The sequence below is a fragment of the Bacillus sp. N447-1 genome, assembly GCF_022701035.1.
GTDB lineage: Bacteria > Bacillota > Bacilli > Bacillales > Bacillaceae_G > Bacillus_A > Bacillus_A cereus.
The window spans coordinates 2,152,280-2,172,100 of sequence record NZ_CP065509.1 but is presented as its reverse complement, the minus strand read 5'-3'; the positions used below and the strand labels follow the sequence as shown (position 1 = coordinate 2,172,100).

The following is a 19,821-nucleotide window of genomic DNA, read 5'->3' as shown; positions in this document are numbered from 1 at the left end:
AGGCTTATAGCAATAAAAGATGTATAAAATGATAAAATTATAACTGTTTATACAATGTATTAAAGAATGCGAGGTACTCAAAAATGAAAGTAACTACTCAGCCCATAGTTAAAAATGCAAGGCAATATGGAGGGAATTGTTAAGGAGCACTCCCCCTAAGTTTCAGATGAAATTAAATGATTGAATATTTACATTTAAATAATCGACTATTTATGCTTTAATATTTCTATATAGATAACTGGGATAATTAGGGATTTATATTTAATATGTTTTAAGAAAGGGGAATGTTTTTTATATGGAAACTCCAGAAAATCAATTTAAACGTGCACTTAATCCTTGGTTCTCCATTTGGACAAAACCACGTGATACAATGAAAGAAATTTTTATATCCAAACCTAAGAATGTGTTTTTACTCATTTTATTAGGCTCATTCGTACAGACTTTAGATCGAGCATCTTCTAAAAATGTGGGGGATTCAATAAGTAGTCCAGTTTCAATAATCTCAATGGTTATATTCGGTACCTTCGTTGCTTTCTTAATTTATTATTTTTTGCTACCAGCGTTATTTAATTGGGTAGCAAAAAAACTTGGTGGACAAGGTACCTTTGAAAAAACACGTTACGCAGTTGCCTATTCTTATATCCCTTACGTTTATTCTCTTATATTAGTTTGGTTGCCTTCATTTTTCTTGTTTGGGATAGAAAACTTTACGAGTGAGACACCGAAAATGGATAGTAGCATAACTTTAACGATTTTGTTTATTATTTTTGCCATAATTGATATAGTTATTGCAATTTGGACAATCATTATTTCCTTAAAATGTTTAGGAGAAGCACACCAATTTTCAGCATGGAAAGCATTATTAACAATAATAATATCCTTTATGATTATCATTCTTCCTTTAGTAATAATAGTATTTCTTATAGTAGGGGTTACAATCTTTTAATCATTTATTTGCTTCTTATTTATCCAAACGTTTTCTACTTGCTGTTAGTAATTGTTACAGGGTGAACAACCACATGATTCGGATGTTCCACTTGGCGAAGCGTATGACCTTTATGATCAAATTGATCGCCCGTTACGGTCTGTTTTCCTTATTATTAGTGTTAACAGGAATTTGTGAAGGCAAACTTGAAAATCAAAATATTAAACCATTAAAATCTTAGGGTAGCTGAGTAGATTGTCTTTGTTTGTCCCTTATTTTCCAATTGGAGGCTAATTATTACCAATTGGTTCTGTAGTTCTTATAGAAGAAATTAATCAACCTCTTATGATTTATGGAAGAAAGCAACAACAAGCTGATAATAAATTATGGGATTATGTTTCTTGTCCATATCCTCATGGTAATTTATCAAAAGAATATAATGTGTTTTTAATCATAATCAAATAATTCATTTATTATTTAAGGGTTTCGAAACAGAGGATGAATTAGAATTAAGAAGTAAATTATCTGAGTTTTAGTGGAAATGGAGAAAATATAATATGGTTTTAGGAATTTCATATTCTGATATTTTCGTATCATAATTATTGTTTTGGTTTTTCATTTTTTGGAGATTGAATACTTGGTATAATAAAAATATAATGTTCCTAAGGTTTTTCAATGGTTTCCTAGAAGATGGGGAAAAGAAAAGTTTCAGAGCATTTGTCTCAACTAGATAAAAAGTTAGAAGCTGAAGGTAAAGGTATCTGGGTTACAATCTATGCTATAGATTTGTACATTGTAACTATTCCTTGTACAGTAAAAAATATAAATCTTAATACATATATGTTTATAAAAAAGACCTTTTATTTTAAAATAAAAGGTCTTTTTTATGATGATTGAAATAGTAATTTTAAGTAAATTAAATTTGAAATGTATCAAGAATATTATCTTTTTCTTCTTTATTAATTCCAATATATTCCAGGGTGATGTGTGGTGTGCTATGGTTAAGAATTTCTTGTAACATAGCAACATCTTTTGTTTGTTTATAGAACCAATAGCCGAAGGTTTTTCGCATGGTGTGAGTACCAATGGATTCTACATCGGCAAAATCTCCGGCTTTTTGCAATTGTCGATAATACGTGTTTTTTCGTCATACAAAAACCTCTACATATAAGTAGAGGTTTTTAAATTATATATGAATGAATTATGCCTCCTTAGATAAAACAAATCGAGTTCAGATAAACGAAGAACATAGAATACATAATTTTAACTAGACTTATTATTAGCTAGTGTATCCCCACCACCAAGCTCCGCCTCAATCTGCGAAGTTTTCGATGACTCATCCATACGCCAATACGTAATAAAGCTGATCGCGATACATCCAGCTACGTAGAAGTAGAATAGTGATTCCATTCCGATACTTTTTAGCCATAATGCGATGAACTCAGCTGTTCCGCCGAATATCGCGACTGTTAGTGCATATGGTAAACCTACGCCGAGTGCGCGAATTTCAGTTGGGAAGAGTTCTGCTTTTACAATTGCATTAATTGATGTGTAACCAGTAACGATAATGAGACCGACCATCATGAGTAAAAATGCTACGATTGGTTCTGTCGTTTTTTCCATGAAGAAGAAGATCGGTGCTGTTAGTAATGTTCCGAGAATACCGAATGCCATTAATAGTGGGCGGCGTCCAATTTTATCGGATAATAGCCCTGCAATTGGCTGAAGTACGACGAATATAAGTAGTGCGACAAAGTTAATCCAGCTTACAACTTCTTTCGGAAGGCCGACTGTGTTTACCATGAACTTTTGTAAATATGTTGTGTACGTATAAAATGCAACAGTGCCTCCTAATGTTAGGCCGACTACTGTTAATACTGCTTTCGGATGTTTCATAAGCGCGCGAACGGTTCCTGCGCTTTCACGTTTTTGTGATTTTATGTTTGAGAACTGCTCCGACTCATCCATCGTGCGGCGAAGCCATAATACAGCTACTGCGCCCATCGCTCCAATAATGAATGGAATACGCCATCCCCAAGCTTTCATATCTGGTTCGCTTAGTAATTGCTGAAGAACAATTTGAACGCCTAACGCAACCATTTGCCCAGCTACAAGCGTCACATATTGGAAACTTGAATAAAAGCCACGGCGACCACTACTAGCCATTTCAGATAAATACGTTGCGGAAGTTCCATACTCTCCGCCGAGTGATAATCCTTGTAGTAAACGGGCAAGAACTAAAATAATTGGCGCCATAATACCGATACTTTCGTAACTCGGTGTACAGGCAATAATTAAAGAACCACCGGCCATAACCGTAATGGAGAGGGTTAATGCCGCCCGGCGTCCGTGCCGATCTGCATAGCGTCCCATTAATAAACTTCCGATAGGGCGCATTAAAAATCCAACTGCGAAAATAGCTGCTGTGTTCAGTAACTGACTCGTTGGATCTCCTTTAGGAAAGAACTCTGCTGAAAAATAAACGGCGAAAGCAGAGTAAACGTACCAGTCGTACCATTCAATTAAATTGCCGACTGAACCTTTGAAAATATTGCCGGCGACTCGATTAGATTTTACTTGAGCCATAATCATTCCTCCTCTTGCTTATAAATAAAATGATAATTATGAAAGCGTGTTCATTATAGTTGAATTGTACTGTTCTTTAAATAAAATCTCAATATTATGACAATTTTATTCTTTTTGTACTTTATGAACATGGAGAGTTTTTATAGTTGCTTCATTTTCAGTTTTGTCATAATAATAGAAAAAGGAGATTGATAGTTTTGAATATTTTATCAAAGGATATGAAGCATGAAAAAATCACGCAAAGTGTCATTACAAACGAAAATAGTAAGCTTAATTATTACGTTAATTTTATTTGTCGTTCTCCTATTAGCGGGAATATTTGTTTACATTCAGTCCGTTGATACGAAGCGCCAAGTAGAACAGTTAGCACTGCAAACGGCTAAATCTCTTTCTTTTATGCCAGCGATAAAAGAGGCTTTTCAAAATAACGAACATAAAAGTACTATCCAATCCATTGCGGAACAAGTTCGTGAGCAAGCTGGTGCGGATTATGTAATTGTGGAAGATCGCTATGGGGTTATGTATTCCCATTCTAATTCGGATTTAATTGGCACAAAGAGTAACAATCCATATAACTATGAAGCACTCACTTTTGGTGGCTATTATACGCTTGAAGGAAATGGTGAAAGTGGTCCGGCTTTAATGGCGAAAGCTCCCATTATTGTTCATAACGGAGACTATGATCAAGTCGTAGGTGTTGTGACAGTAGAGTTTTTAATAAAAGGTATCGAATCTAACATATTAAGCAGAACGAAAGAAATTATCCTCTTTTCCTTAGCTGTATTACTAGCTGGAATTGTTGGTGGAATTCTTTTAGCGCGTAGCATTCGTAAAGATACACTCGGTTTAGAGCCGAATGAAATCGCAGCGCTATACCGGGAACGCAGCGCGATACTACTATCTATAAAAGAAGGGATTATCGCCATTGATCAAAATGGTTTTATTACGATGATGAACACATCGGCAGAAGAAATGCTACATGTAAATGGTGATTATATGCAGCAACACATTTCAAAAGTTTTACCGAATTTTAATATGGAAAGAGTGCTAGAAACCGATCAAGAAATCGCGTTTCAAGATAAAGTGTTTATTTTAAACATGACGCCGATACTCGAAAATAACAGTACGGTAGGTGTTGTATGTAGTTTTAGAGATAAAACAGAACTGCAAAACTTAGTGAATACGATATCTGAGGTAAGAAAGTATTCTGAGGACTTACGTGCTCAAACACATGAATTTACAAATAAGCTCTTCGTCTTATCAGGATTACTTCAGTTAGGACATTACAAAGAAGCGATTGAATTCATTCAGCAAGAATCTAACATTCATCAAAGCCAAAATCATATTTTATTCCATCAAATTCACGATGCGAAAGTACAAGCTATTTTATTAGGAAAACTCGGAACAGCGTCTGAAAAGAAAATTGATTTTCATATTGAAGGAGATAGCGCGCTTCATCCGTTACCAGACCATATAAAAGTGTCGCATCTTATTACGATCCTTGGAAACATAATTGATAATGCATTTGATGCGGTGAATGAACGAGAGGAAAAGAGAGTTTCCTTCTTTGTTACGGATATTGGGCACGATATTGTGTTTGAAGTGATAGATAGCGGGATAGGAATACCGGCAGAAAAAATAAGCACCATTTTTCAAAAAGGGTTTTCAACGAAAGGAACTGATCGTGGTTACGGACTAGCAAACGTGAAAGAAATGGTAGATCTACTAGGGGGAACAATTGAAATTCAAAACGAGAAAAATGGGGGAGCTATTTTTACAATTTACCTTCCGAAAACATTGAGAGAAAGTACATAACAAACAGGGGGATGGGCATATGTTGAAGGTTGCAATTGCAGAAGATGATTTCCGCGTCGCGCAAATTCAGGAAGAGTTTTTATTAAAAATAAAGGATGTAAAAGTAATCGGAAAAGCATTGAACGCGAAAGAAACGATGGAACTACTACAAAAGGAAGAAATCGATTTGCTTCTATTAGATAATTACTTACCAGATGGAATCGGTACAGACTTATTGCCGAAAATCCATGCTGACTTTCCAAACGTTGACGTCATTATGGTTACTGCGGCAAATGAAAACCATATGTTAGAAAAAGCAATTCGAAACGGCGTCAGCAATTACCTTATAAAACCGGTCACGTTAGAAAAATTCGTCCGCACAATTGAAGACTATAAAAGAAAGAAGCAATTATTACATAGTAACAATGAAGTGAATCAAACACTTATCGATAACTTTTTTGGTACTTCACAAACACAAGACATAAAAAACTTACCGACTGGTGTCGATCCGTTAACATTGCAAAAAGTGAAAGGAATTATAAAAGGATTCGACGAGGGCATTACAATAGAAGAAATGGGAGAACAAATGGGTGCCTCCAGAACAACCGCAAGAAGATATTTAGAATACTTAGTAGCGACCGGCGAATGCACAGTAGAGTACACATACGGCATTATCGGACGACCAGAACGAAAGTACCGAATAGGACGAGGACTATGAAAAAACGATTATTACTATGTATATGGATCATGACAGGAGTAATAGCTGGTTGTTCCTCGGAAAAATCCCATACGAATAAAGTGAACATCGACAAATTAGAAATCGTTGCACCAAACGTTCAAGGAGCAGGATGGGACTTAACAGCACGGGCGATGCAAAAAACACTAACGGAAGAAAAAATCTTCACAAAACCAATCACTGTCACAAACAAAGTAGGCGGCAGCGGTGATGTCGGTTGGAAATATACGAAACAAAAAGGTGGTCACGTACTCGCGATCAACTCAAGCTTACTCATAACGAACAACCTACTAGGCCACAGTAAACTAACATATAAAGACTTCACCCCGCTCGCAACACTTGCGTCAGACTGGGAAGTCGTTGTCGTATCAAAAGACTCTAGCGTAGAAAACGCAAACGAACTAATGGAACAACTAAAACAAAACAAGAAAAACTTCAAAATCGGCGTTGCCCCCGGCCTAGGAAACGACGATCACCTATCCTTCGTACAGGTAAGCAAAGCATTCGGCATAAACCCAGCCGAACTACAATTCTTCGTCTACGAAAACAAAGAAAAAATCATAAACGCCTTAACGAACAAACAAATCAGCGCCGCAACCATGACCCTATCCGAAGCCGAAAAACAATACAAAGCCGGCAAAATAAAAATACTAGCCGTATCCGCACCAAAACGGCTAGACCGACTACCAGAAATCCCAACCTGGAAAGAACAAGGAATCAACGTCATCTTCCAGCACTGGAAAGGAATTATGGGCCCAAAAGATATGACGGAGGAAGAGGTTGCTTATTGGGATGGTGTTATTAAGAGGATGGTGGAGAGTGAGAGTTGGAAGGGGATTTTGAGGGAGAGGGGTTGGGAGAGTTTTTATAAGGATAGTGGGGAGAGTAGGGGGTTTTTGGAGGAGTGTCATTTTAGGTATGAGGAAATGGTGAAAAAAGAGGCTTAAGAGGGAAGTATTCAATCAGGCTTTATTTTTGTAGTTACTTCTATATAATATAAAAGAGATGAGAGTGTTAGGCTAATTGTATTAAAAGGGCTAGATAGGGATAGATAAAATCTAGCTTACTGATTAAAAATATATTAGTCGTTAAAAGATATAAAAGGCATTTTTCAGTCTATAAAGTGTGGAAACATAAAGTATAGAGTTTCTGTGAGATTTAAGGAGGACATAATGAAGAAAAATATTTATGTTGTTGGAGCAGTAATTGTTCAAGATGAGAAAATTTTATGTGCACAAAGAGGACCATCTAAATCGCTACCTCTTATGTGGGAATTTCCAGGTGGGAAAATAGAAGAGGGAGAAACACCTCAAGAGGCGTTAAAGCGTGAAATTGATGAAGAAATGCATTGTAGCGTGCAGATTGGTGAGCAAATTGATTATACAGCCTATGAGTATGATTTTGGTATTGTTCATTTGAAAACTTTCTATTGTAAACTTGTTGAAGGAAGTCCGGTTCTAACTGAGCACGTAGCAATTAAATGGTTATATCCGAATGAACTAGCAGCTTTAGAGTGGGCACCTGCGGATATCCCGACTATTGAGAAATTATCAAAAGAATCGATTGTAAAGTAATTTGAAAAAAACTATTCGTTTTATACGGATAGTTTTTTATATTTGTAATAAATTTGCACTTTAAATCAGTGAGTAATACAATTAATATAAAAAATTGTCATAAATGGTGATCATATGGAGAATTTTATTCAAAAATTAGAGGGGTCTTTATATAAAGGGTTTATTGATCAAAAACATAATCATCCTGGAATATATAAGCCGAAATTATTAGTAAACAATACGAAAAAAAATGAAAATGTTTTAAGCTCATTATTGGAGGAGCTAGAAAATAGTACATCTTTTATTTTCTCAGTAGCTTTTATTACAGAAAGCGGGCTAGCGACTTTAAAATCACATTTCCTTGATCTTAAACAAAAAGGGGTTAAAGGACGTATATTAACATCTACATTCTTAAACTTTAATACACCAAAAGTGTTTAGAGAGTTAATGAAACTTGAAAATGTAGAAGTAAGATTAACAAATTTATCTGGTTTTCATTCAAAGGGATACATATTTGATAACAAAACACATTGTTCATTAATTGTCGGTAGTTCAAATCTGACTGCACATGCTTTGAAGGTAAACTATGAATGGAACGTTAAGTTAACATCGCATGAAGATGGAGAGATTGTTCAGCATTTCAAAAACCAATTTGAAGAAGTTTGGGAGCATTCTCAAGTATTAACCGAAGAGTTGATTGCAAATTACGAAACAATATATGAGCAAGCTGCAAAAAATAAGTTACTAGATCGAGTTATAGAATTACCTGGTCAATATCATAATTCAATTGAAGAAGCTTTGAAAATTACCCCAAATAAAATGCAACAAGCTGCGTTAAAAGAAATACAAGCTATTCGAGACGCTGGAAAAGCAAAAGGCTTAGTTATTTCCGCAACAGGAACGGGTAAGACATATCTTTCAGCATTTGATGTCAGAAATTTTGCGCCTAAACGGATGTTATTTATTGTTCACCGAGAGCAAATATTAAATAAAGCGAAATCAGATTTTCAAAAAGTTCTTGGTGGAGCCGATGAGGATTTTGGAATTTTATCAGGATCAAATAAGCAAATGAATGCTAAATATTTATTTGCGACAATCCAGACTATTTCAAAGGAAGAAAATTTACATCAATTTGATCCTGGGCTATTTGATTATATTTTAATAGATGAAGTTCATAAAGCTGGTGCTAGTTCTTATCATAGAGTTATTGATTATTTTAAACCGAAATTTTTAATGGGAATGACTGCTACGCCTGAACGTACAGACAATTTTAATATTTATGAGCTATTTGATTACAATATTGCTTATGAAATTCGATTGCAAGAAGCACTTGAAGAAGATATGCTTTGTCCTTTTCATTATTTTGGAGTAACTGATTTTGAATATAATGGTAAAAAGATAGATGACACTACTGCTTTATCTAAACTTGTTACGGAAGAGCGAGTGGATCATGTAGTTGAAAAAGTAAAATACTATGGTTATTCTGGTGAGAAAGTAACAGGATTAATGTTTTGCAGCCGAAAAGATGAGGCAGAACAATTATCATATGCCTTAAATAATAGAGGTTTTCGCACATTTGCATTAACCGGCGATCATTCCCAAGAGGAAAGAGAACTGCGGGTGAATCAATTAGAAAATGGCATACTGGATTATATTTTAACAGTAGATATTTTTAATGAAGGAATTGATATTCCAAGTGTTAATCAAGTTGTCATGTTAAGACAAACTCAATCAAGTATTATCTTTATACAGCAACTGGGGCGTGGACTTCGAAAACACGATTCGAAAGATTTTGTTACGATTATTGATTTTATTGGAAACTATAAAAATAACTATTTAATTCCGATTGCCCTTTCAGGAGATAGATCACAAAATAAAGATAATATACGTAGATATACAAATGACACGAGTTATATTAAAGGTATTTCAACAGTTAACTTTGAAGAGATAGCGAAAAAGCAGATCTTTAGAGCGATTAATAATAGCAATTTAACAGCTATGAAAGTATTGAAGGAAGCTTTTGCTGAGTTGAAAAATAGAATAGGAAGAACTCCATATCTATATGACTTTATAGTAAACCACTCTATTGATCCAGTTGTACTTGCAGAAGGATATGCGAACTATCATCAGTTCTTATTGAAAATGAAAGAAGATGTCCCTGCATTAACAGAGTACGAAAATAAAGTTTTAACGATGTTTTCATTGGAAGTATTGAATGGAAAACGTAAAAACGAAATCGTTTTGTTAGACTTATTATTAAAGCAAGAAAAAGTTGATAAGGATGAGTATATAAAACAACTTGAAGAATCTAATTGCCTAACAGATGATGCTACGATTACTTCTGTGCAGCGGGTGTTTGAGTTATCGTTTTTCACACAGAATAACCAGAAAAAATATGGTGAAAAGCCAATTCTCGCGTTACAAGAAGATAATAAGTACATGTTTAATGATCTAATCCGAGAAAGTTTAGAACAGAATGAATACTTCAAGTACATGGTAATAGACATCATTAAAAGTGCGAAAGAAAAGAACAAAAACTATGAGTGTGATAGTAACCTTACTATATATAAAAAATACTCAAGAAAAGATGCATGTAAACTTTTAAATTGGCACATTGATGAGACTTCAACTATGTATGGCTATAAAACCAAATACGGTACTTGCCCAATATTTGTCACATATCATAAAAACGATGAGGTAGAATCGAGTGTGAATTATGGTGATGAATTCCTTAATCAAGATGTTCTTAAATGGTATACAAGAAGTAATAGAACATTAAAATCAAAGGAAGTTCAAACAATTATTGATGCTAAACAAAATAATATTGATGTCCATATTTTTGTGAAAAAAGATGATGACGAGGGAAGCGACTTTTACTATTTAGGAAAAGCGAAACCTGATAAAGCAAGTGTAGAACAAACTGAAATGCAAGATAAAAATGGAAAAGAATTGCCGGTCGTTACGATGAATATGATTATGGAGAAATCGGTTGATAATAAGCTTTATGATTATTTAAAAGATAGTAATGTTTTGTAGGTAGATTAAAAGTTCAATAATATTATTACTTTACAATAATAAAAGAAGTTTAAGTTTTTAAAGTAATATCTATATGCAAGATAAGGCTGTATCAAACTAACATCAGAGAATGTTTTAGATATGGCCTTATTTATTGAATTATAATATATTGTTTAAATAGTTATTGTATGCAAATAGAAAGAAAAGTACTAAATCTTGTATAATATAATCAAAAAGTTACAATATTAGCCATGGAGGAATTCAAATGCCAACCTACAACAAATTAGTAAGAGATCGCATACCAGAAATTATCGAGAATAATGGAAGAACATTCACAACTAGAATACTAGATGAAAAAGAATATATAGAAGAAGTGAGTAAGAAAACACAAGAGGAGTTAGCTGAGTATTTAGAGGCTGAAAGTAAAGAACATAAAGTAGAAGAATTAGCTGATTTATTAGAGCTAGTGAATGCATTAGCACAATATGAAGGTGTAACGTTAGAGGCTGTTGAGCAGGTGCGTAAACAGAAGGCTGAAAAACGTGGTGGTTTTCAGGAGAGAATTTTTTTAGTTGAGGTACATGATGACTAATGTACAGCTCGTTACGAATAATTTGATCCATAAGCTAGAGCGCTATATGGATGATGCAAAATCAATATATATTTTAACTTCGTTTGTTATGAAATCGGGGGTAGATGTCTTAGCCCCTCTTTTGCGAAAAGCAGCCGAAAAGAATGTAGATATTAAGGTTTGTACAGGAGATTATTTGTATATTACGCAACCAGATGCTTTAGAGAAATTGTATAAAATTCATCCTGATATTGAGATTCGACTGTGGAGGAGTGCTGGGAAATCATTTCATCCGAAGGCTTATTTAGTTGAGCGTGAGAGCGACGGAGTTATGATTGTTGGTTCTTCTAACATGTCTCGTTCCGCGTTAACAAGTGGCGTGGAATGGAGCTTGCTTGTGAAAGAGAGTGTTGGAGAGGAAGCTTTTTCGGAGGCGATTGATCAATTTTTACATATTCATATGAATGAAGCAACTCAGCCTATCAATATAGAAACAATTAAACAATATCGTAAAGAGTATGAAGAATTTCATACAACTCATTCGAGTTTAGTCCGAACTTGGACAAAGCAAGAAGAGATTGAAATGATGATTCCCTCGGGACAAGAGGATTATACTGCGAGATCAGGAGTAGAAATTGAATTAGAAGAATCAGCTATATATGAAACAAAGATTGCACCACGCTTTGCACAATTACCTGCATTGGAACAATTAGAGGATGTACTGGAAGAAGGATACAACAAAGCGATGGTTGTTATGGCAACAGGACTTGGTAAGACTTATTTAGCTGCTTTTTTTGCAAAACGTTTTAAGCGAGTTTTATTTATTGCGCATTTAGAAGAAATATTAAATCAAGCAGAAAAATCTTTTCTACGTGTAATCGATAATAAGACTACGGGGATTTATAATGGAAAGAAAAAGGAAGGCGAGAAGGATGTTGTTTTTGCATCTATTCAAACGTTGAGTAGAAAGCGTCACTTAGAAAACTTCTCACCTAATGATTTTGACCTTATTATTGTAGACGAGTTCCATCATGCTGCAGCTAACAGTTATAAAAGAGTGCTAGATTATTTTAACCCTGATTTCTTATTGGGAATAACGGCAACACCAGATCGAAATGATTTTCGTGATATTTATTCGATTTGTGATGGGAACGTTGCATATCGAATTGATTTTATGGAGGCGATTCAGCGTGGATGGTTATCTCCTTTTCACTATTATGGAGTACATGATGATACCGATTACTCACAAATACGTTGGATAGGCAATAAGTATGATCGTGAGGAACTTATGCAAATTCAGTTAAGAGAGGAACTTGCCTTAAATATTTTAGAAGCTTGGAAGAAATATAAGAAAACTAGAACAATTGTCTTTTGCTCTAGTATTAGGCAAGCAGTCTTTTTGTCTACATATTTTAATGAGAACGGTTATAGTACAATTTCACTTCATTCGGAAACAAAACATATTTCGAGAGAAGATGCGATTAAACAGCTGGATAATAATGAACTAGATGCTATTTTCACAGTAGATTTATTTAACGAAGGTGTTGATATTCCATCTGTTGATACACTTTTATTTGTTCGCCCAACAGAATCATTAACAATTTTCACGCAACAAATTGGTCGTGGTTTACGATTGCATGAGCATAAGGAGTATTGTGTTGTAATTGATTTAATTGCAAATTATCGAAATGCAGATATAAAAATGCAAATGCTTCGAGTTGATGATGGAAAGACGAAAGGAAATGGTACACAAAATATATTGCCAGATGGATGTACAGTAGAATTTGAATTAGAAGCAAAGCAGTTATTAGATGAATTACTGAAAAAGAAAATGCCGAGAAAAGAAAAATTGCAACATAGCTATCAAACTGTAAAAATGGATCTTGGACGTCGACCTACATATTTAGAATTACATAAACTTGGTATAGAAGAGAGTAAAGAATATCGCCAAGAGTTTAAATCATATGTTGGCTTTTTAGCATGGAATGATGAATTAACAGAACTTGAAAAAACAGTGTTTTTACATTGTGAAGCGTGGTTGCAAGAAGTTGAAAAAACAGGAATGGCAAAAAGCTATAAAATGCTACTATTGTTAGCGATGTTACAACGCGGAAAAGAGGAATGGTACCATCCTATCTCACCACAAGAAGTTGCACCATTCTTCCATCAGTTTTTAATGGAACAAGAATACCGCAAGCGAATCGATTTTAGTGACAAGCAAGCACAACGTATGTGGGAATATGATGAAGAAAAAGTTAGTAAATTAATTGCTACAATGCCAATGACAAAATGGAGTGGTAGCTCGAAAGGTTTACTATCATTTGATGGCAAATTATTTTCTCTAAATATGGATGTTAGAAAAGAAGATGAAGAGATCTTATTTGAATGGACGAAGGAGATATGTGAATATCGTCTTCATACATATTTTGAAAGAAGGACAGCAACGCTGAAATAAGTGTTGCTGTTTTTAAATTAAAATTCCCCTTGCACCTCCCCCAACGTCACCCCCTAACCTAAAGAAGACAAATCAAAAAGGGGGGACCAAACAACTCATGAAAACCACCACAAAAGAAAAAAGAAACACCATCATCATGCTACTACTCTCAGCCGCAATAGGAATCTTTTCGCCACTACTCATGTACATCACACTGGCACGTAAAAATGGAGTGTACAAATACCATTGCCGAAAGGCGTTCAATTTTCATTTGTTAATCTTTCTTCTATTTAATATTAGTTCGGGTATTAGTGATGTTTTGTTTTGGATTGTGTTTGCCTTTGAGGTCGTTCAAGTGATCATTGTTGCGTGGAAAGTAATACGCGAAGAGCCATATCGTTATTTCATTCGAATTCCTTTATTTAAAGAAGATAAGTATGCAGTGGAAGGAGAATAGATGATGAAACAAGAAGTGGAGATAAGGGGAAAGCGAATTTTTATTATGATTGCAGTGTTGTTTATTGCGATTTATATCGTTTTACGAAAAAGAAAGTATGAGTACTTTTATGATGGTATTAGCGAGTATGAAAACCGTTATAGAGAGAATGTTCCTTTTGTATTGCTTGTTGTAGGTTTGTTTCAATATTGTCGGCAGAATGAGATGAGTTTTTCTCATATGCTTCAGTATGTGAGAGAGAAGTTAGCGGAGTAGGTGATGATATGGCGTGGATGATTAGTGAGTTTGCAAGTGTTGGGGATGTTACGGTGCGAACACTGCGTTATTATGACAAAATTAATTTATTAAAGCCGAGCGATTATACTGAGGGCGGACATCGGTTATATACGAAAGATGATTTGTATGTGCTGCAGCAAATTCAATCGTTTAAGCATCTCGGTTTTTCGCTTGGAGAAATTCAAAATATTATATTGCAGCGTGATATTGAGACGGAAGAGTTTTTAAGACAAATGCATTTTCAAAGAGGATTGCTTTTGGCAGAGCAAGAAAGAATTACGAAGGTACTTTCGCATATGGATGAGATGACGAAGAAGTTTCAAAAGGAAGAACGAGTAGATATCGCTTTATTTTCTTCTTTTCTGCAAACTTTTATATGGGAGAAAGAAAATAAAGAATGGTTAGAGGTGCATTTTTCGAAGGATAGTGTTCAATCTTTTTATAATAATAAGGAATTAAAAGAAAAGTTCGATCGGCGATTTATAGATGTGATAAGGAAGTTGAAAAAGTATAAGGAAGAAGAGACGGATCCGAGTCATCATGATGTTCAAGTTACCTTGAAGGATTTTTTCAATTTAATAGAAGAGGTAACGAACTATCTTGATACACCTCAAAGTGATATAGAAGATATAATCCAAAAATCAAACCTCCCACTATCCGAATTTCCAACCCTCTTCACAACCGAAGAAGAAAAATATATAAAAGAAGCAATGAAGCAGTTTAACACCTAGTTAAACTGCTTTTCCATTATAATAGAAGAAAAACCAAACGGAGGAAACCCCCATGCCAACCTACAACAAACTAATCAGAAACAAAATCCCACAAATAATAAAAACCAACGGAAAAACACCAACAACAAGAATCTTACCCACAGACGAATACATAAAGGAACTATGCAAAAAAACACAAGAAGAACTAACCGAATACCTAGAAGCAACAACAAAAGAACATAAACTCGAAGAACTATCCGACCTACTAGAACTAATAAACGCCCTAGCCGAACACGAAGGTACGACACTAGAAGAAATCAACAACATCCGTAAAAAGAAAGCAGAAGAAAGAGGCGGCTTCTCAGATCGAGTCTTCCTAATCGAAGTAATCGATAACTAGCCCCTCCTAAGCCCCTTACAAGCCCCTACCAAGTAATAAATCACTAAGAAAAAACATAACAAAACAAAAACACCAACAAACACCTTAGTAGTAGTCAAAAAAAATTTAAAATAACACGCCAAAAACCCGGCCAGTCTCCCATATATATTATGAAGGGGCTTTTACTTTTGAACGGAGACGGGAGGAATTAGGATGGCGGTGTATCGTAATGTGCAGGTGAATTTTTGGCAGGATGATTTTGTTTTGGATTTGACGCCGGAGGAGCGGTATTTTTATGTTTACTTATTAACTTGTTCGAAGACGACGCAGTGTGGGATTTTTCCTTTTCCGAAGCGGTTAGCTGAGATGGAGACGGGTTATAATCGGGAGACTGTTGATAAGCTTGTGCAGCGCTTCATTGATTATGGGAAGATTCTGTATGATGCGAATACTCGGGAGTTATTCATTTTGAATTGGCTTCGTTATAATCCTGTGACGAATACGAATGTGGAGAAGTGTGTGCTACGTGAGCTTAAGGGTGTGAAGAATAAGGAGTTTGTACATATGTTTCTTCAGAAGTGCACTGAGGAAGAGCTGAATGTTCCGATGCTTTTAGCACATTTCGGTATGCCTGATGATTTGGCTGTGGATGATGTTGAGCCGATTTGTGAGGAGACAGAGGAAGAAGAGGTTATAGAGGAAGAGACGGGAAGTCGCGTGTTTTCTTTTTATGAGCAACATTTTGGTAGTTTGTCTCCGCATACTGTGGAGGAACTGAGTGCGTGGATGGAAGATTTGTCAGAGGAGCTTGTGCTGAAGGCTCTTCAAATTGCGTTTGAGAATAATAAGCGGACGGTTGCTTATGTGAAGGGCATTTTGAGAGGCTGGCACGGGAAAGGGTTTACGAAAGTGTGTGAGGTTGAGGCAGATACGGCTAAGTTTCGGAAGAAGGAGTCGTCTGTTAGTACGGGGGAGACGGAGGAGTTTTTGGCGAGGTGTGAGGAGTGGGAGAAGAATGCGCCATCTGAGGAAGAGTTGCAGCGCTTTTTAGCGGAGCGCGGGTGGCGGCCATGAGTATTCAAAATGTGGAGGCGGAAAAGACGGTGCTAGGTTCTCTATTAATTGATGGAGAGCTTATTAAGGAGTGCCGTTTGACGGAGCAGTATTTTTCTATGCCAGTACATAAGTCTATATTTCAGTTAATGCGAAAGATGGAAGGAGAGGGGCAACCGATTGATCTTGTGACGTTCATTTCTCGGGTAGATCCGAAGTTTTTAGAGGGTATCGGGGGAATGGAGTATTTTATAGGGTTAATGGATGGTGTGCCTACTACTAGCAATTTCTCTTATTATGAGGGGCTTGTTCGAGGTGCTTGGAAAATGTATCAGGCGGGTGTTCTCGGGCACAAGATGGGAGAGCGCCTTATTGCGGAGAAGAATGAGGAAATTATTGGTGAGACGATTACGGCACTTTGTGAGTTAGAGGAAAAAGACTCTGTATGTGAGTTTGATTTGAAGGATGCGTTAGTTGATTTGTATGAGGAGCTTCATCAAGATGTGAAAGAGATTACTGGTATTGAGTCTGGTTATACATCGTTAAATAAAATGACGTGTGGACTTCAGGAAGGTGATTTTGTCGTTCTTGGTGCGCGTCCTTCTATGGGGAAGACTGCGTTTGCGCTTAATGTTGGACTACATGCGGCGAAGTCTGGAGCGGCAGTTGGATTGTTTTCGTTAGAAATGAGTAGTAAGCAATTGTTAAAAAGGATGGCTTCTTGTGTAGGTGAAGTGTCAGGAGGCAGGCTGAAAAATCCGAAGCATCGTTTTGCGATGGAAGATTGGGAGAAGGTAAGTAAGGCGTTTGCGGAGATTGGTGAGTTGCCATTTGAGATTTACGATAATGCAGGCGTTACGGTACAAGATATTTGGATGCAAACCCGTAAGTTAAAGCGGAAACACGGTGATAAAAAGCTTTTAGTCATTGTAGATTATTTGCAGCTCATTACGGGCGATCCGAAGCATAAGGGCAATCGATTTCAAGAGATTAGTGAGATTTCTCGTAAGCTTAAGTTATTAGCACGTGAATTAAATGTTTGTGTAGTAGCACTGTCACAGTTATCTCGTTCTGTAGAGTCGCGGCAAGATAAGCGTCCGCTTTTATCAGATTTAAGAGAGACCGGACAAATTGAGCAAGATGCGGATGTCATTATGCTTATGTATCGAGAGGATTATTACGATAAGGAAACAGTGCAGAAAGAGATGACGGAGATTCATGTGGCGAAGCACCGGAATGGGCCTGTGGGGAGTTTTAAGCTGAGGTTTTTGAAGGAGTTTGGGCGGTTTGTGGAGATTGGATGATAAAATAGAAGAAGGCATATAAAAAGGTAAAGGAGTGGTTACGGATGACAAAAGTAGGTCGTTTATATGAGCAAGAGAAGCAAGAAGAAATTGATAAAGCACTTTCGGCAGCTGGAATGCTCTTTAAAGGAATGAGTGTAGAAGAAATAGCTAAAAAATTAGATGTAACAATTGAAAAGGTAAAAGAGTGGGAGAAGCGTTTATCTCATTAATCGCTGGGGTAATGGCAGCGTCTGTATAAATTTATACAAAAATAGCCGAATATTTACTATATAATAGTCGGCTATTTTTGTAAGGAGAAGTTGTTAGGTTTAATACGCAAAATTTTTTATTTGCTCTTGAATATGTTTCTTATTTCCCCATAAAGAAAGTCTTTCTCTCTGCCGTAATCCACTGCTGCAAATCATCTTGGTTACGTCGGACAAGTCGATTTACTAACACATCATGCCATACATAATCCTCTAATAAGTATATATGGACGGGGTCATCTGTATAAAAAGCAATATTACGCTCTGCAAGTGATGGTCCATAAATCATTTCTTTAGAATCTATCGATACAATAAACCAATGTTCTGTAGACAAGGTTTCTGTATAAGGTGTTATGCGATGGGCTTCTAGATTTTTAATGGGATTTTCAACATGTAGGGTAATACCTTGTATTGTAACTTTATCAGCTACTTCAGATAGATCTTCTTTTAATGCTTCATACATCTCATCCCACATTGAAATGACAATACGTCGTTCTGCTTTTTTTATTAATGCCTGACAATAGCTAATGATTGTTTGATTGTCTTTTAAAGTAATGACTCGATTATCCGTTTTTTCCTCGGAAGTTTCTAGTTTTTTTAATGAATCACTTATTCCTTCATATGTAGACTGCCATTCTGATTGCGCCTTCTGTAAAAAGATTTCAACAGGTAGAGGTGAATAGCGAGTGGTGTCATTTATTTCTTCTTTCATGACAATGCCTTTTTCTACAAGGTTACCTAAAATCTCATAAATTCGCGCTCTTGGGACACCCGAATCTTTACTCACTTGGTAGGCTGTGACAGGCCCTTGTTTAACAAGAGATACATAAGATTTAGCTTCATATTCATTGAAACCAATTTTTTTAAGCTGTTGCACTATGTAGTCCACTTTTTTCGTCCTCCGATGTTTGCTTTTATATTTTAACGTTACAATAACTGTTTACATTTAGCAAATTATTAGTTACTATTCGAATAGTGACTAAAGGGGAGGTTAATAGTATGGATTTTTATTTAGACCCATCTGTATTAATGATTTTAATTGTTTTTGGATTTGTAGCTGCATTTATTGATTCAGTTGTAGGTGGTGGCGGACTCATTGCTTTACCAGCTTTGTTATTTACAGGATTGAATCCAGCAAGTGCAGTAGCCACAAATAAACTAGCATCAACAATGGGGAGTGCAACTAGTAATATTGTGTTTTATCGTTCTGGTAATCTTAATTTGAAATCGGCGTTTAAATTAGTTCCGCTTACTTTCATAGGTTCCATAATAGGGGCATGGACCGTTCATTTAATGAATCCAGAAGTACTGAAGCCATTGATGTTGATTATGCTTGGTGCGGTCGCTATTTATACGATATTCAAAAAGGATTGGGGTAGTATTTCCACTCATAAGAAATTGTCTGGTCGACACGTCATTATTTTTACCTTTTTTATTTTTGCTATTGGTTTTTATGATGGATTTCTAGGTCCTGGAACAGGTTCGTTTTTAATGTTTTCTCTTTTATTTATTGGGTATGATTTTTTAAAAGCAGCAGGTAATGCGAAGCTTCTTAATTTAGGAAGTAATGTTGGTGCATTGTTGATGTTTATGTATGTAGGGCAAGTAAACTATGCGTATGGTTTTATCATGGGGATTGCTCAAATTGCTGGAGGGATTGTTGGCTCCAAATTTGCTATAAAAAAAGGAAGCGGGTATGTTCGTGCTCTTTTCATTACAGTAACTTGTTTATTGTTAGCGAAAAATCTGTATGACTATATTCAGTAAGTAATTAAAGAAC

Annotated in this window: 18 protein-coding genes and 3 pseudogenes; 18 read left to right on the top strand and 3 right to left on the bottom strand. The window is 35.7% G+C overall.

What is annotated here, in order from left to right; translation table 11 throughout:
• The first annotated feature begins 295 nt into the window (after positions 1–295).
• The 3 genes and pseudogenes from IQ781_RS10910 to IQ781_RS10900 all read left to right on the top strand — a co-directional run.
• Positions 296–946: a Yip1 family protein gene (locus IQ781_RS10910; RefSeq protein WP_065381994.1), complete on the top strand. Its 651-nt coding sequence runs from the start codon at positions 296–298 to the stop codon at positions 944–946.
• A 282-nt stretch (positions 947–1,228) separates the two neighbouring features.
• Positions 1,229–1,461, top strand: a pseudogene (locus IQ781_RS10905) (DUF4176 domain-containing protein).
• Positions 1,462–1,482: 21 nt separating this feature from the next.
• Positions 1,483–1,744, top strand: a pseudogene (locus IQ781_RS10900) (hypothetical protein); the annotation flags it as partial.
• 97 nt (positions 1,745–1,841) lie between these two features.
• Here the strand turns inward: IQ781_RS10900 and IQ781_RS10895 are convergent.
• Both IQ781_RS10895 and IQ781_RS10890 read right to left on the bottom strand, forming a co-directional pair.
• Positions 1,842–2,057: pseudogene (locus IQ781_RS10895) on the bottom strand (tyrosine-type recombinase/integrase); the annotation flags it as partial.
• A gap of 131 nt (positions 2,058–2,188) precedes the next feature.
• Positions 2,189–3,511, bottom strand: coding sequence for an MFS transporter (locus IQ781_RS10890; RefSeq protein ID WP_000079867.1), 1,323 nt, complete (start codon positions 3,509–3,511; stop codon positions 2,189–2,191).
• A gap of 225 nt (positions 3,512–3,736) precedes the next feature.
• Between IQ781_RS10890 and IQ781_RS10885 the strand changes: the two genes are divergently transcribed.
• The 14 genes from IQ781_RS10885 (at position 3,737) to IQ781_RS10820 (ending at position 18,005) form a co-directional block, all read left to right on the top strand.
• Positions 3,737–5,326 (top strand): ATP-binding protein, encoded by a 1,590-nt coding sequence (locus IQ781_RS10885; RefSeq protein WP_139846940.1) that lies wholly within the window; start codon positions 3,737–3,739, stop codon positions 5,324–5,326.
• Between the two features lie 19 nt (positions 5,327–5,345).
• Positions 5,346–6,023, top strand: a complete 678-nt coding sequence (locus IQ781_RS10880) for a response regulator (RefSeq protein WP_059304090.1) — start codon at positions 5,346–5,348, stop codon at positions 6,021–6,023.
• Positions 6,020–6,988 (top strand): tripartite tricarboxylate transporter substrate binding protein, encoded by a 969-nt coding sequence (locus IQ781_RS10875; RefSeq protein ID WP_050292998.1) that lies wholly within the window; start codon positions 6,020–6,022, stop codon positions 6,986–6,988. Before IQ781_RS10880 ends, IQ781_RS10875 begins: the two co-directional genes overlap by 4 nt.
• Positions 6,989–7,213: 225 nt before the next feature.
• Positions 7,214–7,615, top strand: coding sequence for a (deoxy)nucleoside triphosphate pyrophosphohydrolase (locus tag IQ781_RS10870; protein WP_000739608.1), 402 nt, complete (start codon positions 7,214–7,216; stop codon positions 7,613–7,615).
• Between the two features lie 114 nt (positions 7,616–7,729).
• Positions 7,730–10,630 carry a DEAD/DEAH box helicase gene (locus IQ781_RS10865; protein WP_139846941.1) on the top strand — a complete coding sequence of 967 codons (2,901 nt, stop codon included), beginning with the start codon at positions 7,730–7,732 and terminating at the stop codon, positions 10,628–10,630.
• 244 nt (positions 10,631–10,874) lie between these two features.
• Positions 10,875–11,201, top strand: a complete 327-nt coding sequence (locus IQ781_RS10860) for a nucleoside triphosphate pyrophosphohydrolase (RefSeq protein ID WP_001143695.1) — start codon at positions 10,875–10,877, stop codon at positions 11,199–11,201.
• Positions 11,194–13,635: a DEAD/DEAH box helicase family protein gene (locus tag IQ781_RS10855; protein ID WP_059304088.1), complete on the top strand. Its 2,442-nt coding sequence runs from the start codon at positions 11,194–11,196 to the stop codon at positions 13,633–13,635. Before IQ781_RS10860 ends, IQ781_RS10855 begins: the two co-directional genes overlap by 8 nt.
• Positions 13,636–13,732: 97 nt before the next feature.
• Positions 13,733–14,071 (top strand): magnetosome magnetite crystal formation protein family, encoded by a 339-nt coding sequence (locus tag IQ781_RS10850; RefSeq protein ID WP_000859132.1) that lies wholly within the window; start codon positions 13,733–13,735, stop codon positions 14,069–14,071.
• Between the two features lie 3 nt (positions 14,072–14,074).
• Positions 14,075–14,326, top strand: a complete 252-nt coding sequence (locus IQ781_RS10845; RefSeq protein WP_000808317.1) for a hypothetical protein — start codon at positions 14,075–14,077, stop codon at positions 14,324–14,326.
• 8 nt (positions 14,327–14,334) lie between these two features.
• Positions 14,335–15,078 (top strand): MerR family transcriptional regulator, encoded by a 744-nt coding sequence (locus IQ781_RS10840; protein WP_088053988.1) that lies wholly within the window; start codon positions 14,335–14,337, stop codon positions 15,076–15,078.
• Between the two features lie 52 nt (positions 15,079–15,130).
• Positions 15,131–15,457, top strand: coding sequence for a nucleoside triphosphate pyrophosphohydrolase (locus tag IQ781_RS10835; RefSeq protein WP_050229014.1), 327 nt, complete (start codon positions 15,131–15,133; stop codon positions 15,455–15,457).
• A 192-nt stretch (positions 15,458–15,649) separates the two neighbouring features.
• Positions 15,650–16,510, top strand: coding sequence for a DnaD domain-containing protein (locus tag IQ781_RS10830; RefSeq protein ID WP_050229012.1), 861 nt, complete (start codon positions 15,650–15,652; stop codon positions 16,508–16,510).
• Positions 16,507–17,793: a replicative DNA helicase gene (gene dnaB / locus IQ781_RS10825; protein ID WP_000027308.1), complete on the top strand. Its 1,287-nt coding sequence runs from the start codon at positions 16,507–16,509 to the stop codon at positions 17,791–17,793. The genes IQ781_RS10830 and dnaB overlap by 4 nt, the downstream gene beginning before the upstream one ends.
• 44 nt (positions 17,794–17,837) lie before the next feature.
• Complete coding sequence (locus IQ781_RS10820; protein WP_000169783.1) at positions 17,838–18,005, top strand: hypothetical protein; 168 nt, start codon at positions 17,838–17,840, stop codon at positions 18,003–18,005.
• A 139-nt stretch (positions 18,006–18,144) separates the two neighbouring features.
• On the opposite strand, the gene IQ781_RS10815 is transcribed toward IQ781_RS10820, so the two are convergent.
• A complete protein-coding gene (locus IQ781_RS10815) occupies positions 18,145–18,930 on the bottom strand; it encodes a TrmB family transcriptional regulator (RefSeq protein WP_065211916.1) in 786 nt (261 codons plus the stop codon).
• 110 nt (positions 18,931–19,040) lie between these two features.
• Between IQ781_RS10815 and IQ781_RS10810 the strand changes: the two genes are divergently transcribed.
• Positions 19,041–19,808 (top strand): TSUP family transporter, encoded by a 768-nt coding sequence (locus IQ781_RS10810; RefSeq protein WP_000348466.1) that lies wholly within the window; start codon positions 19,041–19,043, stop codon positions 19,806–19,808.
• The last annotated feature ends 13 nt before the right edge of the window (positions 19,809–19,821 follow it).

Excerpts from the sequence above, each read along its gene's own strand:
- IQ781_RS10885 (WP_139846940.1), top strand. The coding sequence starts at position 3,737 with ATGAAAAAATCACGCAAAGTGTCATTACAAACGAAAATAGTAAGCTTA.
- IQ781_RS10860 (WP_001143695.1), top strand. The coding sequence starts at position 10,875 with ATGCCAACCTACAACAAATTAGTAAGAGATCGCATACCAGAAATTATC.
- IQ781_RS10870 (WP_000739608.1), top strand. The coding sequence starts at position 7,214 with ATGAAGAAAAATATTTATGTTGTTGGAGCAGTAATTGTTCAAGATGAG.
- dnaB (WP_000027308.1), top strand. The coding sequence starts at position 16,507 with ATGAGTATTCAAAATGTGGAGGCGGAAAAGACGGTGCTAGGTTCTCTA.
- IQ781_RS10890 (WP_000079867.1), bottom strand. The coding sequence starts at position 3,511 with ATGGCTCAAGTAAAATCTAATCGAGTCGCCGGCAATATTTTCAAAGGT.
- IQ781_RS10810 (WP_000348466.1), top strand. The coding sequence starts at position 19,041 with ATGGATTTTTATTTAGACCCATCTGTATTAATGATTTTAATTGTTTTT.
- IQ781_RS10845 (WP_000808317.1), top strand. The coding sequence starts at position 14,075 with ATGAAACAAGAAGTGGAGATAAGGGGAAAGCGAATTTTTATTATGATT.
- IQ781_RS10840 (WP_088053988.1), top strand. The coding sequence starts at position 14,335 with ATGGCGTGGATGATTAGTGAGTTTGCAAGTGTTGGGGATGTTACGGTG.
- IQ781_RS10855 (WP_059304088.1), top strand. The coding sequence starts at position 11,194 with ATGACTAATGTACAGCTCGTTACGAATAATTTGATCCATAAGCTAGAG.
- IQ781_RS10820 (WP_000169783.1), top strand. The coding sequence starts at position 17,838 with ATGACAAAAGTAGGTCGTTTATATGAGCAAGAGAAGCAAGAAGAAATT.
- IQ781_RS10910 (WP_065381994.1), top strand. The coding sequence starts at position 296 with ATGGAAACTCCAGAAAATCAATTTAAACGTGCACTTAATCCTTGGTTC.
- IQ781_RS10850 (WP_000859132.1), top strand. The coding sequence starts at position 13,733 with ATGAAAACCACCACAAAAGAAAAAAGAAACACCATCATCATGCTACTA.
- IQ781_RS10875 (WP_050292998.1), top strand. The coding sequence starts at position 6,020 with ATGAAAAAACGATTATTACTATGTATATGGATCATGACAGGAGTAATA.
- IQ781_RS10835 (WP_050229014.1), top strand. The coding sequence starts at position 15,131 with ATGCCAACCTACAACAAACTAATCAGAAACAAAATCCCACAAATAATA.
- IQ781_RS10865 (WP_139846941.1), top strand. The coding sequence starts at position 7,730 with ATGGAGAATTTTATTCAAAAATTAGAGGGGTCTTTATATAAAGGGTTT.
- IQ781_RS10830 (WP_050229012.1), top strand. The coding sequence starts at position 15,650 with ATGGCGGTGTATCGTAATGTGCAGGTGAATTTTTGGCAGGATGATTTT.
- IQ781_RS10880 (WP_059304090.1), top strand. The coding sequence starts at position 5,346 with ATGTTGAAGGTTGCAATTGCAGAAGATGATTTCCGCGTCGCGCAAATT.